Genomic DNA, 14,758 nt, shown 5'->3' with positions numbered 1-14,758 from the left:
GTACAGAAACATGCATATGCCCAAACCGATTGAAGGAAACTTCAGCCCCAACTGGAGCAATTACATCGACGCAGTGCAAGAAGGCGACCTGGCACAGTTGCTTAAGGACCAAGAGCAGGACCTTCTCTCGTTATATAGCTCCATCCGCGAAGAGCAAAGTTTATACCGTTACGACGAGGGAAAATGGAGCCTGAAAGAAGTGCTTGGCCACATCAACGACACTGAGCGGATCATGAGCTATCGGCTTCTCTGTGTCTCTAGGGGAGACAAGACACCGCTTCCGCGACATCAAGACATATACGTGAACGGAACGAACTTCGATCGCCGTCCGCTAGCCGAGCTCATCGCCGATTTTCGCGCCGTCCGGGCAGCTACCCTATCACTGATACAGGGATTGAATGAGGACGAATTGCGCCGTGCAGGGGTGGTTAACAATGCCTTAACCACAGCAGTCGCGATCGCATACTTCATAATCGGGCACACCCACTATCACTTGAATGTCGTTCGTGAAAAGTACATACCGTATCTACAATAACGGTCCATTCATATGTGGAAAGGGTATAATAATTGGGCAGAAGTAAACCCTAAAAGCGGCTGCCTTGTGCGGAAAGGAGATACGATGACAGAAGAAAAAGCAATAATAGATGCAGGATGGAACTTCGACAACAGTTATGCCCGTCTGCCGAAATCATTTTTTACCAGGATCGACCCTACCCCTGTGAGCGCGCCGAAGTTGATCATTCTTAATGGTCCGTTGGCAACATCCCTGGGGTTGAATATCCAAGCGCTGCAAAGCAACGATGGCGTAGCGGAGCTAGCCGGCAACCGGATTCCGGAAGGCGCTTCGCCTCTTGCTCAAGCTTATGCGGGACATCAATTCGGGCATTTCAACATGCTGGGAGACGGCCGTGCGATAATGCTTGGAGAACAGATCGCTCCTCTAGGAGAGCGGGTCGATATTCAGCTTAAAGGCCCCGGTGCGACGCCGTACTCCCGCCGAGGCGACGGCCGGGCGGCGCTTGGACCGATGCTGCGCGAATACATTATCAGCGAAGCCATGCATGCGCTCGGTATTGCAACCACTCGCAGCCTAGCGGTGGTGTCCACCGGCGAGCCGGTCTACCGGGAAACCGAACTGCCCGGTGCCATTCTGACTCGCGTGGCAGCCAGTCATCTGCGCGTAGGTACTTTTCAATACGCGTCCGCACGGAGTAATATCGATGATCTACGTGCCTTGGCCGATTACACCTTGCAAAGGCATTTTCCTGAGGTTGAGGCGGAAGAGAACCGCTATCTTGTCTTCCTTGGGGAAGTGATCAAGCGTCAGGCCGCGCTGATTGCCAAATGGCAGCTCGTCGGTTTTATTCACGGGGTGATGAACACCGACAACATGGCCATAAGCGGAGAAACTATCGATTATGGCCCTTGCGCCTTCATGGATGCCTACGACCCGGCAACGGTATTCAGTTCCATTGACACTCAAGGCCGCTATGCCTATGGCAATCAGCCGGGAATTGGAGCGTGGAATCTCACGAGGTTTGCCGAAACCCTGTTGCCGCTCCTGCATAACGACGAGGAGCAAGCTATCCAACTGGCAGAGGGCGCGCTTTCGAATTATGCCGAGTTGTATCATGGTCATTGGCTAGCGGGTATGAGGGCGAAACTGGGAATCTTTAATGAAGAGCCAGAGGATGAATCCCTGATCGAAAGCCTGCTTAGTTTGATGCAGAAGAATCGTGCGGACTATACCAATACCTTCCGCGCTTTCGCTCTGGATAAGCCGGAGGATACGGCCCTGTTCGGCACCTCGGATTTTGCCCAGTGGCATGAGCAGTGGCGGGCGAGACTAAGCAGGCAGCAAGAACCGATTGCTTCCTCGCATCAGCTGATGCTTAGCAGTAATCCCGCGGTGATTCCCCGTAACCACCGGGTAGAAGAAGCTCTGGAAGCGGCGGTGGAACATGGAGACTACAACGTGATGGAGCGGCTTCTTGTTGTTCTTTCAAACCCTTTCGCGAACTCTCCCGAGCAGGATGATTACTCCGCGCCGCCTTCGGGAACAACCAATCCTTACCGAACCTTTTGCGGTACCTGATATCGAATCATTAGATAAACCAATTAATGGTCAGGAAAAAGCCCGGAAAGCTGCCGTATGGCAGCCTCCCGGGCTTTACTTGCGTTCGTTAATTAGAAGCCGGATGCAACTTTTACTGCTGTAGCTAAGCCGGTTTCAACGATTTGTTGCGCACGGTCCTGGAATTGGTTGTGGCCTTCCACGACGATCGTTTCGATATCCGTTACGCCCCAGAAAGTAAGCATGTTTTTCACGTAGTTAAGGGACATCTCCCATTGAGCCATAGGTCCCTCGGAATAGACGCCGCCGCGAGCGTTAAGAAGCACGACTTTCTTGCCGCCTGCCAATCCGACAGGACCTTCTGATGTATAAGAGAACGTTTTGCCCGCTTGGCTCAAATAGGATAGGTACGTCAGCAATTGGGCCGGAATCGTAAAGTTCCAGAGAGGGAACGCGAATACGACTTTGTCGGCGGCTAGGAATTGATCCGTGTAGGCGTTGGCGATATCTGCTGCTTTTTGTTCTGCGGCAGTGGGCTCATAACCATTGGAAAGCTTGTAAAGGCCCGTTATCATTTCGTTGTTGTAATAAGGCAGATTCGATTCGAAAAGGTCCAATTCCGTAATGTTGTCGTTAGGATTTTTCTCACGGTACGCACTTACGAAAGTATCATACAGCTTCACGCTGATGGATTGATCCGACGGACGATTGTTAGCTTTAACGAATAAAACATTTGCCATTCTGATAATTCCTCCCGGTAATTAAAATGATTTGATTGTCTTACTGTGTGTAATTAATCACAGTATACACCTCGGGAATTAACTGTGTCAATAAAAGTTACTTACTTTTGTAGTGTTAAGATTGACGGGCATATTCGCTGGAACCGGATTGAAGATCCGTACTTCTTGCTGTCGCCAGCTACTCGAGCCTCGATTCCGGAGCCGTCATTGGATGCCCTGTTGAACGGACTATCAGCTTCCATATCCGAAGTGTTCGCATGGGGGCTGATCCCCGCCGTGTTTGCCGTCGTGGCCGCGTGCATGATGCGCCGCGAGAAGCATGACCCGAAGGCGGAGATGGAGGCCATGGCGGCAGCCGCGCATTAAGTTAATGGTTAGGAGTAAAAAAAGGGCCAAGAGGCATTCCGCTATTTCGGAATGCCTCTTGGCCTTTTTTGCAGTGTGTACCCGATTACGGATTATCTTTGCTATTTTCCTCTTCGGGGTGATCCTGTGTTGGTTGACTGTAATTGACTGTCCAGACCAATTGATCTCCCCTCCATTCCGTTACGACCTCGTCCTCAATGTCTTTGATTAATCGCTCTAGCCAGCTCCGTTCGGTATCAAGCAAAGCCAGGGAATACTCCGTTTCAATGACGAAAACCCGATCGATTCCCATAGCTAGAGTTGCCTCCAATGAAGAACGGGTTTCTTGAATTTGCGTGGCAAGGGCCCCGGATCGTTCTTTCAGAAGATCAAGCGCATCCCGAGGCGGCAAATGGCCTAGAAAAGAAAGACCGGCCGCGAACTGAGGATATTCTTTCATGGGAGATCGCAATAAGGAACGCAACCATTCGAAAAATTCCTCCTTTCCAGCCGCCGTAGGTTCATAAATCGTCCTCTCCGGGTGTTTTCCCTCTTTCTTCGTTTCTATCGGTTGAATCAGTTTGTTCTTCAATAAAGTGTCGATCACGGCGTAAAGCGAACCCGTGTTCAATTTGATGCTGTCGGAAATGCCTCTCTGGCGCATCGTAACCCCGATTTCGTAAGGATGCATCGGTCGTTCATGCAGCAGGGATAAGATGGCGAGTGCGAGTAGATTGCTTCGTTTAGGTTTAGGCATGCAGCTTAGGGCTCCTTCCGGTAATAGACAGGGATAATTTCACCTCTGAATACACTTATTATAGCCCATTTCAATTACTTATTAAAATAATAGTTGATTTAATTTAGTTTAAATAATATAGTTTAAATAAACTATACGAAATTAATCGAGTGAGAGGAGATTAACAAATGGATAAAACCAGCCAACGGCCTAAAAAAGCACTGATTATCGGCTGCGGGATCGCGGGTCCCGCAACTGCCCTTTTTCTGAAGAGAGGGGGGATCGATTCCGTCATCTATGAAGCGGATAAACAAACCGATGATTATGCCGGACTGTTTCTCAACCTGGCGCGAAACGGACTTCAAGTTCTGGACGAATTGGGAATAGGCGATCAAGTCCGGCGGGAGGGCTATGCCCTGCATACGATGAAGATGGTCAGCGGGAAGGGCAAGCTGCTCGGCAATGTCGGCCAATCTTCGGGAGAGCCTCAGGGGTACACGATTAAGAGGGGATTACTGCACAAGATTTTGCGCGATGAAGCTTTGCGTCAAGGGATCGCGATTGAATACGGCAAGAAACTGAAAGACATCGAAACGAACGAGCCGCATCTCGTGAAGGTTTCTTTCGAGGATGGAACAAGCGCTACAGGGGACTTATTGATAGGCTGCGACGGCATTCAATCTCGCGTGAGGAGGATGGTTATGCCAACCGCGCCGGGTCCGGCCTATACAGGATTAATCACCTTCGGCGGGTTTCTGCGAAGCCATACGATTCCGTATGAACCGGGAATTCAGACGATGGTGTTCGGTAAGCGAGCATTCTTCGGTTATCTGGCCAGAGAATCCAAAGAGGTATACTGGTTCGGCAATATGGATTATCCCGGAGAGCCTACCCGAAAAGAGCTGCAGGGCATCCCGCAAGCGGAGTGGTATAAAACCATAAATACTCTATACGCCAATGATATTGCGCCGCTTCCGGAAATCGTGCGTTCGATGAAGGAGGAGATCGGCGTGTACCCGATCTACGATATGCCATCGTTGCCCGAGTGGCATGTAAAGTCCGTCGTACTGGTTGGCGATGCCGTTCATGCCACATCGCCCAACGCCGGGCAAGGTGCCTCGTTAGCGTTGGAGGATGCGGCCGTATTGGCAAAATGCCTGAGAGATATTCCCGATATTGAACGGGCATTTAGAGAGTTTCAGGAGCTGCGCCGAGAGAGGGTAGAACGGATTGTGCAATATTCCAGAAGCATCGGACGACGCAAGCATGCGACGAGCCCCGTTCAGGTATTTTTCCGCGACTTGATGATGCCGCTGTTCCTGAAATCCGCGAGTAAAGACGCGCAAAGATGGATGTACGATTACCAAATAAAATGGAACGAAAGGATTTCGATATGAAAAATACATTTGCATTCAAGAACCAAACGGCCTTTCCCTAACGAGCTTTTGGATTCCTTTTCATATCGCGGCTAATATCTTTCTCATCCTTGCTCGGACTTTCTGATCCGGGCGAAGGAGGGAGTCAGATCGGAGACGGAGTCGCCCGATCCGCGAGCGCTGCTGCGGAATCATCGTCATCGCTTTAAAGGCGGTATATGCAACGCATTGAATCCTATAAAAGGGCTATCTCCCGGTCATCGTTGGATGACTTCCGAGTTGGTCTTTTTTTTATAGGGAAGTAAGCTTGTAAATATTAGAATTGACGAATAACGAAAGTGCCTATTAAACTATAGCTATTATATGTTCGCTCTGATAGAGGACAGCGTTGAATCTTTAAAGCCCAACCACTTATTGAAAAACATGAAAAGGGGTAATGAAAAATGAAGAAAAAAATGTTGGCGACCCTTGTACTGTCCGCAGTTGCACTAACTTCTCTAGCGGCATGCGGGGCGAAGGAAGAATCCGGCGGTTCGAAGAACTATTCCGTTGCCATTTCACAGATCGTAGAGCATCCGTCGCTGGATGCGACGCGCGAGGGCTTTCTAGCCGCGCTTAAAGATGCAGGCATCGTGGAAGACGATAACCTGAAGGTGGATTTCAATAACGCTCAAGGAGATCCGAGCAATAACTTGTCGATCGCGCAGAAGATCGCCTCCGAGAAATACGATTTGGTCCTTGGTATCGCTACTCCTTCCGCGCTCGCGGTTGCTCAGAATGTAAAAGAAATGCCGGTTCTCTTCGCGGCCGTAACCGATCCGCTTGCCGCCAAAATCGTAAGCAGTCTGGATAAACCGGGCGGCAACGTCTCCGGAGCATCGGACACGAATCCGGAAGCAATCGTTCAATTGATGGACTTCATCGCTAGCGATTTTTCAAATGTGAAAACGGTCGGCGTGGTCATCAACGAAGGCGAAGAGAATGCCGTGATTATGGCTAAGAAAGCGGAAGAGGCATTGGCTGCCCATAACATCAAGCTAGTCAGAGCTGCGGCTGCTTCAACTGCAGACGTGAAACAAGCTGCGGACTCCTTAGTGGGTCGTGTGGACGCGATTTACATCACTCTGGATAACACGGTAGTGAGCGCGGTGGATACGATCATTCAAGTGGCTAACGAGAATCACCTTCCGTTCTTCTCCAGCGATAGGGATACCGTTGAGAAAGGCGCCTTTGCCACGGTCGGTTTCAAATACTACGATCACGGCTACCAAGTAGGCCAAATGGCGGTCGAGATTCTGAAGGATGGAAAGAAACCGGCGGACATGAAAGTTACGGTGCCGGATAAGCTGGATCTCATTCTTAACCTTAAAGCAGCTGCCGCTCAAGGCATAACGGTGACGGATGCCATGAAGGATAAAGTCAAGGACAAAGACAATAATATTATTCAGTAATGGAAATCGGGGTGGACGACTCCTGTCGTTCGCTCCGTTTTTCTCTTTAGGAGGATAGAACATGCTTGATTCCATATACGGAGCCATCGCACTGGGGCTTATTTATGCCTTAATGGCGCTTGGAGTTTACATTACTTTTCGCATCTTGGATTTTCCGGACTTGACCGTAGACGGCAGCTTCGCGACGGGCGGCGCGATAGCGGCGGTTATGATTACCCAAGGATACAGCCCTTGGCTTGCTACTTTGGGCGCATTTGTTGGAGGGCTCGCCGCGGGTGCCTGCACGGGTCTGCTTCACACGAAAGGGAAAATAAACGGGCTTCTTGCCGGAATATTAATGATGATCGCCCTCTATTCCATCAATATTAGGATAATGGGCAAGCCCAATGTTTCTATAGTGAACATGGATACATTGCTTTCTCCGATCGCAAAACCTATAGGTCTTTTCATCCTAGTATTACTCGTTGCCGTATTAATCGTTAAGCTGCTGTTAGACGCATTTCTACACACCGACTTGGGGCTTGCGTTAAGAGCGACTGGCGATAATTCCAAAATGATACGCAGCCTTGGGTCTAACACGGATACGACTACCGTTATTGGCATAAGCTTGTCCAACGGGCTGGTTGCGGTTTCCGGCGCGTTGATCGCACAACAGGGGGGATTTGCCGATAGTACCATGGGGGTCGGAATGATCGTCATCGGGTTGGCATCGGTCATCATCGGGGAAGCGATATTCGGAGCAAGAACGGTTATCATAGCGACCCTTGCGGTTGTTATGGGTTCCATCGTGTACCGAATCGTGATCGCGCTTGCTTTGCGCGTAGAATTGCTGGAAGCCTCCGATTTGAAGATGATTACAGCTCTCATCGTTATCATTGCTCTCGTTGTTCCTACCGTTCGGCGGACTTACAAGCAAAGAAGCCTTGCACGTAAGCGTTCAGCTGAATTGTTGGCGATACCGGCGATGGATAAAGGGGGTAAATCCTAGGTGCTGGAGCTTAAGAATGTATCTAAATTGTTTAATCCCGGAACTCCTGATGAGAAAGTGGCACTGATGAACGCCAATTTAACCTGTAATTCAGGAGAATTTATTACGGTAATCGGCAGCAACGGCGCAGGAAAATCTACTTTGATGAATATCATCTCCGGCGTAATGAAGCCGGATATCGGCGAGGTGCGAATCGAAGGCAACGCGATCCAGCAGCTTCCGGAATATGAGAGAAGCCGTTGGATCGGGCGCGTATTCCAGGACCCGATGGCCGGAACCGCTCCGCGTATGTCCATCGAGGAGAATCTGGCTATGGCTTACAAACGCGGACAGAAGCGGGGCTTTAGTTTGGGCGTCACTTCGGCCAAACGCATGTTGTTCCACGAACAGCTTCAACGACTAGGCATCGGGTTGGAAAACCGCCTAAGCGCCAAAGTCGGATTATTGTCGGGAGGGGAGCGGCAGGCGCTCAGCTTGCTGATGGCTACGTTCACGAAGCCGCAAATCCTGCTCCTTGATGAACATACGGCTGCATTGGATCCTGCAAGAGCTGAATTGATCACCCGCTTGACGGAAGAAATCGTCCGAGAGATGAAATTAACCACGCTCATGGTCACCCACAACATGGAGCAGGCCATCCGTCTTGGGAACCGGTTGATCATGATGGATAAAGGAAAGATCATCTTGGACATTCCTCATGATCGGAAGAAGAACTTGACCGTCTCGCAGCTGCTCGGCGAATTCCAGCAGATCAGCGGACAACAATTAGCGGACGATCGAATCGTCCTCGGATAGTCAAGCGGATACAGAGACAGCCCCACGAGATAAGAACTTCTCGTGGGGCTGTCTCGTTTTATTTTGCATCGAGTCCGCGGAGTTAGTACGGTTTCGTTACTATTCGGCTCGGTGCGACTGCGGAGGGGTGAGTTAGTAAGATTTCGTTACCATCTCGGCACGATTCGACTGCGGAGGGAAGAGTTAGTAAGATTTCGTTACTATCTCGGCTAGGTTCGACTGCGCAAGGGCGAGTTAGTAAAGTTTCGTTACCATCTCGGCTGGGTTCGACTGCGCAGGGGCGAGTTAGCAAACTTTCATTACTATCTCGGCTAGGTTCGACTGCGCAGGGGCGAGTTAGTAAAGTTTCGTTACCATCTCGGCTGGGTTCGATATCAGAGGGAAGAGTTAGCTAAGTTCCTTCGATAATTCGGCTCGGTGCGACTGCGGAGGGGCAAGATAAGTTTAGAATGTAACTAACAAAATTTAAGCTTGCATAACAAATCCTGCAACCTTTCTTCATATGATCTCGTTTGGGTATTTGATTGGCAATCATGCCACAAAATACTATCACGAGGTGAAGAGATGAAGAAGTCATTAAAGATGTTCACAGTTTCCGCGGCTACCGTTCTGACGCTAACCTTTGCATCGCAAAGCTTTGCTGCGGCCCCTTCCTTCAACGATCTAGGTAATATTGCAACGAAGGATAAGATTATCACCTTGCAGCAGAAGGGCTACGTGCATGGGGTTAGTTCCACTCGTTTCTTGCCTAATGCAACGATAACGGCAGCCCAAGGCGTTCAGCTTATCGTAAATGCCCTCGGACTGAACATTGATACGGTTAGATTCATTAAAGAGCCTCAAGCAACGGATTATTTCGCTAACGCCAATAACGACGCTTGGTATGAAAATGCATTGATTATTGCAGCCGTTAACGACATAGGCTTGTCTGCCGACCTAGACCCGGACAAGCTATGGACGCGGGAAGAGTTCACGCATCAGCTTATCTTGGCTATCGAGAAGCATAGCAACCTCCCGATGATCAAGCTTATGCCGGTTGAAATCGGAGATCAAGCCGATCTGACGATCGATTATGACGGTTCGGTCCAACGTGCTTTAGTCCTCAAAATTGCAAATTTAGATGCCGAAGGTAATTTCAATCCAAAGGATGAAATCACCCGTGCGGAGTCAGCCGAGCTTATCTATAATGCGCTCCAATATATCGAGGCGCATCCTGCTCCAACGCCGGCACAAGGCGAGTAAATTATTAATCGTTCTGGTGCCTTAAGCGAAGAAGCCTTCAACCCCACCGGTTACCCAGTGGGATTGAAGGCTTCTTGCTTTTCTTTATTTCTTCACAATCGGAATCCAAACCTCGTACTGGCAGCCGGGTCTGCCTTGCTTGCGATCATGTAATTGAAATCTTCCATATTCGGTTGCATGTCTAGACAGACTCCGAACAGCCGATCGTCAACGCTAATGGCACTCAACTTGGAAGAGGTGTTTCGCGCATCTGTTCATTATCCCACACGTGACTGGAATCAACTTGCCGCGGTTAATCCCTTTTCCGACACCGGGATTACGCATACTTCAGCCGCAAGGCTTCGATTTTCCTCTTGATGTATTCCACGGCCTCAAGCGGCGCAACAACCTGCGCATCCTCGCCTAAATTCCATGCCATATCGGCGTAAAAGGGTATTTTCTCCGCGGCGATTTCAAGAGAAGCCGTCCCGCTGCCATCCTCATGCAGGTGGATAAACTTGCTGAACCAAACGTCGGATTGCAGCGTATGCACACCGCCTGGCGCAAGCTCTATGATAAAGGAAACTTGTTCCGATTCCTTCCGAGGCGGGGCATTCCACAAGGTTCTCTGTTCGACATCGTCCCGGCAGGGGATCGTTTCGTTCAGGGACGCGGAGAGTACGCGATCCGCGCGGAACAGCCTATAGTCCTCGCGAAGGAAGCAATAAGCCGGACAATACCAATAACCGTCGCTCTCATATAGACCTATTGGTTGAATATCTCGTTTCTCTACAAGGTGGACGGATCGGTATTCAATGGTTGCCGCGCTGCGGACCATAATCGCCTGCATGAGCGTTCGAAGGCATTCCGGGTTCATCGAACGCTGGGGGCTAATAATCGCTACCCTATCTTTAAGCCGGTCGATTTGCTCCTTGCTGTCCGCAGGAAGGTAGTGATAGAACTTATGCAGCGCGGATTCGGCTCCATCATCGAAGGGCAGCGCGCTCAGCTGCTTCAAAGATTGACAGGAGATGAATATGGCAACGGCTTCGCTTTCCGTAAACGTGATGGGAGGAAGCAACCTTTCCTGCAGCAGCCGATAGCCGCCTCCGCGGCCTTGAACGGAGTAGATGGGGACGCCAAGCTCGCTTAGCTCTTGCAAATCCCTGGTGATCGTCCGGGTGGACAACCCGAAGTCATCCGCCAGCTCTTGAACGGTGAAGGACTTCTTGGCGTTGATCATCATGATCATCCGGATCAGCCTTTGCGATTTCAACATAAGCCTCGGCTCCCCTCGAGTTTTTTTTATTGTATCATGTAAACAAGACATAAACTGTCTTATTTAACTGTCATAATGGCTTTATAAGGAAGTAACTTATGGAGGGTGATTCAGGTGGGAAATGCAGAGTCGATAAAAGAGAAGATCGGGTTCGTATTCATTCATGGGGCCGGTCTGGAAGGCCGGATCTGGAAGAGGGTCGCGGAAAGTCTTGATCGTCCCCGCTTGCTAGTGGATTTTCCGTTACGGCAATCGGCCATGGAGTCGAGGCGCGAGCTAACATTACACGATTACGCCAAGGACGTCCAAAGGCAGATCAAGGAGTGGGAGGTAAAGAGATTCATAATCGTGGCGCATTCGTTGGGGGGAGTCGTCGCGCTTCAGGCTGCGGAACTATTTTCCGAAAGGTTGGCGGGATTCGTGGCGGTTGGCGCAGCCATTCCGAACAAAGGCGGTTCGTTCCTCTCCATATTACCTCTGCCTAAGAGGCTGCTGATGTCGATTATTTTGCGCCTAGCGGGAACCAAACCGCCCGAGTCCGCTATCCGAGCGGGATTATGCAATGATCTCTCTTTGGAACAGGTTGATGAAATCATTCAAAGATTCGTTCCGGAGTCGGTGAGGGTATATACCGATTCGGTAAAAGCGGTGCTGCCTGAAGTGCCGAGGCTGTACGTGAAGCTAACCAATGACAAGGAATTCGGACAGCCATTGCAGGACAGAATGATTCGGAATCTTTCTCCGGAGAGAGTCGTTACTCTAAATACGGGGCATATGCCGATGCTCAGCGATCCGGATGGATTAAGCGTGATATTAAAGGATATCGCGTCCGAATGGGTCTAGGTTATAATTGACGAAAAGACGAGGTAGATTGAATTGGGGGCGGCAATAATCAAGAAACGAATTCTTATCGTCGATGATGACCCTTCCATCGTAAAGATCACGAAATTATATTTAACCAAGAACGGCTATGACGTCGAAGAGGCTTACGATGGACGAACCGCTTTGGATAAGCTCAGGTCCGAAAGCTACGAGCTAGCGGTGCTCGATCTCATGTTGCCTAAGATAGATGGATGGGCAGTCTGCAGGCAGCTTAGGGAAAGCAACGATCAAACCCCCATTATCATGTTAACCGCGCGCGGAGAAGTTCATGAGCGAATCGAGGGTCTCCGCATGGGGGCCGATGATTACTTGGTGAAGCCCTTCGACCCCAACGAGCTCCTGGCGCGGATAGATTCCGTCATCAGAAGATCGGCTCGGGTGCCCGCCATTGCCAAAGAAAATCACCTTGATGAAAGGATCATCGGCAACCTCGCTTTGCGGATGGAGTCCTATACGGTGTTGGTGAACTCGGAACAGATCAGCCTTGCGCGGCGCGAATTCGAGCTTCTGGCATTCTTAATAGAACGTCCGGGCAAGGTGTTCTCTCGGGAGGACCTTATCTCTCAGATCTGGGGATGGGATTTCAACGGAGAAGACCGGGTCGTGGATTTATACATACAACGAATTCGGCGCAAATTAGGAACGGGAGACGGATGGAACCTCACGACCGTATGGGGAGTGGGGTACAAGTTCGAGGTGGCTCCGTGATGTTGAACTCTATTTTCCGCAAGTGGCTCGCCGCTTCTGTCGCCATTAGTTTTGCCATTCTACTTGTTCTAACCGTTACGGTCAGTTGGCTTGTGCAGCGAGATTATTACCGTCAAGGCCTGAAGCAATTGGAAGAACACGCAAAGGCCGTGGAACAGACTTATGTGCAGCTTCGCGAAGGTAACATCAAGATGACCGAATTCCGTAAAGAGGTGAAGAGGCTCGAGCAGGAACACGGAGTCATGATCAGCATCCTCGGGAAAAAAGTAAAATATCTCAAAGGAGATTTGTACGAAGTTGGAGTGCGGCCTGACATCAAGAGTTGGGTAGTCTCCGTTAACGAAGGAAACCGGATCGAGAGGATCGCGAAGTTCCGGAAGCAAGACAAAGCGAAGATGCTTATCGTCGGTGTTCCTCTCATGAAAAATAATCAGATCATTGCCTCGGCATTCATCTACTCGCCCGCGGCGGACGTGAAGGAAATCGCGGCGCCGATCCGCAGAAGCATCTGGTTAATGGCGCTGGCGTGCGCGGGACCCCTGATTCTCCTGTTATGGTTCGCTACTCGCCGCATGGTCAGACCGATTAGGAGAATGGGCGAAGCGGCCGCAGCAATCGCTGGCGGAGACTTCACCAGCCGCGTAGAGATTCGGGGCGACGACGAAGTTGCGCGCCTGGGCTCCTCCTTTAATGAGATGGCGGAGCGAATGGAGCTGGTCGAGGAGCAAAGAAGGCGCCTGATCATGGAAATCTCGCATGAGCTGCGCACGCCGTTAACGAGCATACGGGGGACTTTGCAGGCGATGTCTGACGGGATTTTGACCAAGCAAGAGCAATCGGAATTCGTCGCCCTCTCCTTGGAAGAAACCTTGAGGCTGGGCAAATTGATCGATAACATTCATGAACTGTCCGCCTTCGAGGAGCACCGAATAGATTTCGAATTCAAGAAAGCGGACCTGACCGAGCTTGTAGATCAGACGGTGCAGCAATTCCGGCCGAAGGCGGAAGCCATGGGGATGATGATCCGGACGGACGGCGATATGGAGAAAAGCTTGTTCGTTCATGCGGACCCTTCGCGCATCAAGCAAGTCTTGGTCAATCTGATAGGGAACGCGCTTGAACACAACAAGAAGGGGACAACGGTCGTCGTTCGTCTTCAGGGTCAATCGCATAAGGTTCGATTGACCGTTCAAGATAACGGGCAAGGCATTGCGGGAGAGCATCTCCCGCATCTGTTCGAGCGGTTGTACAAAGCCGAATCCAGCCGAACTTTCAAGGGCTCGGGGCTCGGGCTTACCATCTCCCGGCACATCGTGCTTGCCCATGGAGGTATGATCACAGCCGAATCGGAGCTGGGGAAAGGAACGCAAATTCACGTAGAGCTTCCTCTTGTCCGGAGATGACAAACTTTTGATACATTTTCCCTTTAAAGTTAAGGATGTAACAAACATTCGATCGCTGGAGGGAAAATGAAATGATGAAGAAGAAGCTAATTGTAGCGATGCTTGGATTGGCACTATCGGTAGGAACGGCACAGTCGGCGTTTGCCGCGAACGAAGCGGGGACGAGCAGCGTGGATTCCACTAAGCAGGCTCAGAAGACGGAGTGGAAAGAAGCGACGCAAGCCTTGAAGATCCAATTGGTGGTCTTAAGGGCGGAGCAGCAGGCTCTAACCGCGCAGATCAAAGCGTTGCGCATCTCCAACAAGGTCGCGCACAAGGCGTTAACGCAGGAACAGAAAGCTGCGCTGAAAGAAACGCTTAGCGACTTGGCAGGTCAAATCAAATCCCAGCATTCGTCGATCAATTCGATCCGCGCTCAGAAACAAGCGCATTGGGCCTTAGTTAAGGTAGCGAGAAAAGAAGGGAATACGGCTGCCGGCGTCGCGAACCTGGAGCAGATTATTTCATTGAAGGAGCAGATCATTCAGGCGAAAGAAGCCATCCTTGTTCTGCAACAAAGCTTGCAAGCCGCTTTGTCGGGTTCGGCGAATACTTAAGGGAATACCGGATAAGGCCAACCAGCGAAAGCGGGTTGGCTTTTTGTGCGCTTGGCAGCGCATCGACTAAGGAGTGAAAGTCTCCAGCATACCGCGAGGTGGCGGAAGTGCATAGCTGACAGGCAGTGCGTAGTCCATGAGGGTGCGTGCGGAGGGCTTGAAGG

15 protein-coding genes and 1 pseudogene are annotated in these 14,758 nt (G+C 50.6%); 13 read left to right on the top strand and 3 right to left on the bottom strand.

Going from position 1 to position 14,758, the window contains the following annotated elements; genetic code table 11:
- Nucleotides 1-10 precede the first annotated feature (10 nt).
- Both E2980_RS18185 and E2980_RS18180 read left to right on the top strand, forming a co-directional pair.
- The gene (locus E2980_RS18185; RefSeq protein WP_135153647.1) at nt 11-535 is read left to right on the top strand and encodes a DinB family protein; all 525 of its coding nucleotides are present in this window, start codon (nt 11-13) and stop codon (nt 533-535) included.
- Nucleotides 536-619: 84 nt separating this feature from the next.
- Complete coding sequence (locus tag E2980_RS18180) at nt 620-2,095, top strand: protein adenylyltransferase SelO (RefSeq protein ID WP_135153646.1); 1,476 nt, start codon at nt 620-622, stop codon at nt 2,093-2,095.
- Nucleotides 2,096-2,187: 92 nt separating this feature from the next.
- On the opposite strand, the gene E2980_RS18175 is transcribed toward E2980_RS18180, so the two are convergent.
- Nucleotides 2,188-2,814: an FMN-dependent NADH-azoreductase gene (locus E2980_RS18175; protein ID WP_135153645.1), complete on the bottom strand. Its 627-nt coding sequence runs from the start codon at nt 2,812-2,814 to the stop codon at nt 2,188-2,190.
- Nucleotides 2,815-2,898: 84 nt separating this feature from the next.
- Between E2980_RS18175 and E2980_RS18170 the strand changes: the two genes are divergently transcribed.
- Complete coding sequence (locus E2980_RS18170) at nt 2,899-3,180, top strand: hypothetical protein (RefSeq protein WP_135153644.1); 282 nt, start codon at nt 2,899-2,901, stop codon at nt 3,178-3,180.
- Nucleotides 3,181-3,265: 85 nt separating this feature from the next.
- On the opposite strand, the gene E2980_RS18165 is transcribed toward E2980_RS18170, so the two are convergent.
- Nucleotides 3,266-3,916, bottom strand: coding sequence for a PadR family transcriptional regulator (locus E2980_RS18165; protein WP_135153643.1), 651 nt, complete (start codon nt 3,914-3,916; stop codon nt 3,266-3,268).
- A 167-nt stretch (nt 3,917-4,083) separates the two neighbouring features.
- Here E2980_RS18165 and E2980_RS18160 point away from each other — a divergent pair, with 167 nt between their 5' ends.
- From E2980_RS18160 to E2980_RS18135, 6 genes and pseudogenes are all read left to right on the top strand, one after another.
- The gene (locus tag E2980_RS18160; RefSeq protein WP_135153642.1) at nt 4,084-5,292 is read left to right on the top strand and encodes an FAD-dependent oxidoreductase; all 1,209 of its coding nucleotides are present in this window, start codon (nt 4,084-4,086) and stop codon (nt 5,290-5,292) included.
- A 102-nt stretch (nt 5,293-5,394) separates the two neighbouring features.
- A pseudogene (locus E2980_RS25170) lies at nt 5,395-5,460 on the top strand (hypothetical protein); the annotation flags it as partial.
- A 254-nt stretch (nt 5,461-5,714) separates the two neighbouring features.
- Nucleotides 5,715-6,722 (top strand): ABC transporter substrate-binding protein, encoded by a 1,008-nt coding sequence (locus tag E2980_RS18150; protein ID WP_135153641.1) that lies wholly within the window; start codon nt 5,715-5,717, stop codon nt 6,720-6,722.
- A 61-nt stretch (nt 6,723-6,783) separates the two neighbouring features.
- Nucleotides 6,784-7,710, top strand: a complete 927-nt coding sequence (locus tag E2980_RS18145; RefSeq protein WP_135153640.1) for an ABC transporter permease — start codon at nt 6,784-6,786, stop codon at nt 7,708-7,710.
- Nucleotides 7,711-8,505 carry an ABC transporter ATP-binding protein gene (locus E2980_RS18140; RefSeq protein WP_135153639.1) on the top strand — a complete coding sequence of 265 codons (795 nt, stop codon included), beginning with the start codon at nt 7,711-7,713 and terminating at the stop codon, nt 8,503-8,505.
- Between the two features lie 564 nt (nt 8,506-9,069).
- On the top strand, nt 9,070-9,747 hold the full coding sequence (locus tag E2980_RS18135) for an S-layer homology domain-containing protein (protein WP_135153638.1): 678 nt from the start codon (nt 9,070-9,072) through the stop codon (nt 9,745-9,747).
- 316 nt (nt 9,748-10,063) lie between these two features.
- On the opposite strand, the gene E2980_RS18130 is transcribed toward E2980_RS18135, so the two are convergent.
- Nucleotides 10,064-11,005, bottom strand: a complete 942-nt coding sequence (locus E2980_RS18130; RefSeq protein WP_135153637.1) for a helix-turn-helix transcriptional regulator — start codon at nt 11,003-11,005, stop codon at nt 10,064-10,066.
- 114 nt (nt 11,006-11,119) lie between these two features.
- Between E2980_RS18130 and E2980_RS18125 the strand changes: the two genes are divergently transcribed.
- The 4 genes from E2980_RS18125 to E2980_RS18110 all read left to right on the top strand — a co-directional run bounded on the left by E2980_RS18125 (nt 11,120) and on the right by E2980_RS18110 (nt 14,594).
- Nucleotides 11,120-11,848 (top strand): alpha/beta fold hydrolase, encoded by a 729-nt coding sequence (locus E2980_RS18125; RefSeq protein WP_135153636.1) that lies wholly within the window; start codon nt 11,120-11,122, stop codon nt 11,846-11,848.
- A 33-nt stretch (nt 11,849-11,881) separates the two neighbouring features.
- Nucleotides 11,882-12,595, top strand: coding sequence for a response regulator transcription factor (locus E2980_RS18120; protein ID WP_135153635.1), 714 nt, complete (start codon nt 11,882-11,884; stop codon nt 12,593-12,595).
- Nucleotides 12,595-13,998: a sensor histidine kinase gene (locus tag E2980_RS18115; RefSeq protein WP_167747174.1), complete on the top strand. Its 1,404-nt coding sequence runs from the start codon at nt 12,595-12,597 to the stop codon at nt 13,996-13,998. The genes E2980_RS18120 and E2980_RS18115 overlap by 1 nt, the downstream gene beginning before the upstream one ends.
- 71 nt (nt 13,999-14,069) lie before the next feature.
- On the top strand, nt 14,070-14,594 hold the full coding sequence (locus E2980_RS18110; protein ID WP_135153633.1) for a hypothetical protein: 525 nt from the start codon (nt 14,070-14,072) through the stop codon (nt 14,592-14,594).
- The last annotated feature ends 164 nt before the right edge of the window (nt 14,595-14,758 follow it).

The sequence above is a fragment of the Cohnella luojiensis genome (genome assembly GCF_004564235.1).
GTDB classification, from domain to species: domain Bacteria; phylum Bacillota; class Bacilli; order Paenibacillales; family Paenibacillaceae; genus Cohnella; species Cohnella luojiensis.
Note: the sequence above shows the minus strand (reverse complement) of the source record. Positions and strands in the feature narration are given on the sequence as shown.

Bases quoted from the DNA above. Each gene is read 5' to 3' on its own strand.
- E2980_RS18185 (WP_135153647.1), top strand. From the start codon at position 11: ATGCATATGCCCAAACCGATTGAAGGAAACTTCAGCCCCAACTGGAGC.
- E2980_RS18180 (WP_135153646.1), top strand. From the start codon at position 620: ATGACAGAAGAAAAAGCAATAATAGATGCAGGATGGAACTTCGACAAC.
- E2980_RS18175 (WP_135153645.1), bottom strand. From the start codon at position 2,814: ATGGCAAATGTTTTATTCGTTAAAGCTAACAATCGTCCGTCGGATCAA.
- E2980_RS18165 (WP_135153643.1), bottom strand. From the start codon at position 3,916: ATGCCTAAACCTAAACGAAGCAATCTACTCGCACTCGCCATCTTATCC.
- E2980_RS18160 (WP_135153642.1), top strand. From the start codon at position 4,084: ATGGATAAAACCAGCCAACGGCCTAAAAAAGCACTGATTATCGGCTGC.
- E2980_RS18150 (WP_135153641.1), top strand. From the start codon at position 5,715: ATGAAGAAAAAAATGTTGGCGACCCTTGTACTGTCCGCAGTTGCACTA.
- E2980_RS18145 (WP_135153640.1), top strand. From the start codon at position 6,784: ATGCTTGATTCCATATACGGAGCCATCGCACTGGGGCTTATTTATGCC.
- E2980_RS18135 (WP_135153638.1), top strand. From the start codon at position 9,070: ATGAAGAAGTCATTAAAGATGTTCACAGTTTCCGCGGCTACCGTTCTG.
- E2980_RS18130 (WP_135153637.1), bottom strand. From the start codon at position 11,005: ATGTTGAAATCGCAAAGGCTGATCCGGATGATCATGATGATCAACGCC.
- E2980_RS18115 (WP_167747174.1), top strand. From the start codon at position 12,595: ATGTTGAACTCTATTTTCCGCAAGTGGCTCGCCGCTTCTGTCGCCATT.
- E2980_RS18110 (WP_135153633.1), top strand. From the start codon at position 14,070: ATGATGAAGAAGAAGCTAATTGTAGCGATGCTTGGATTGGCACTATCG.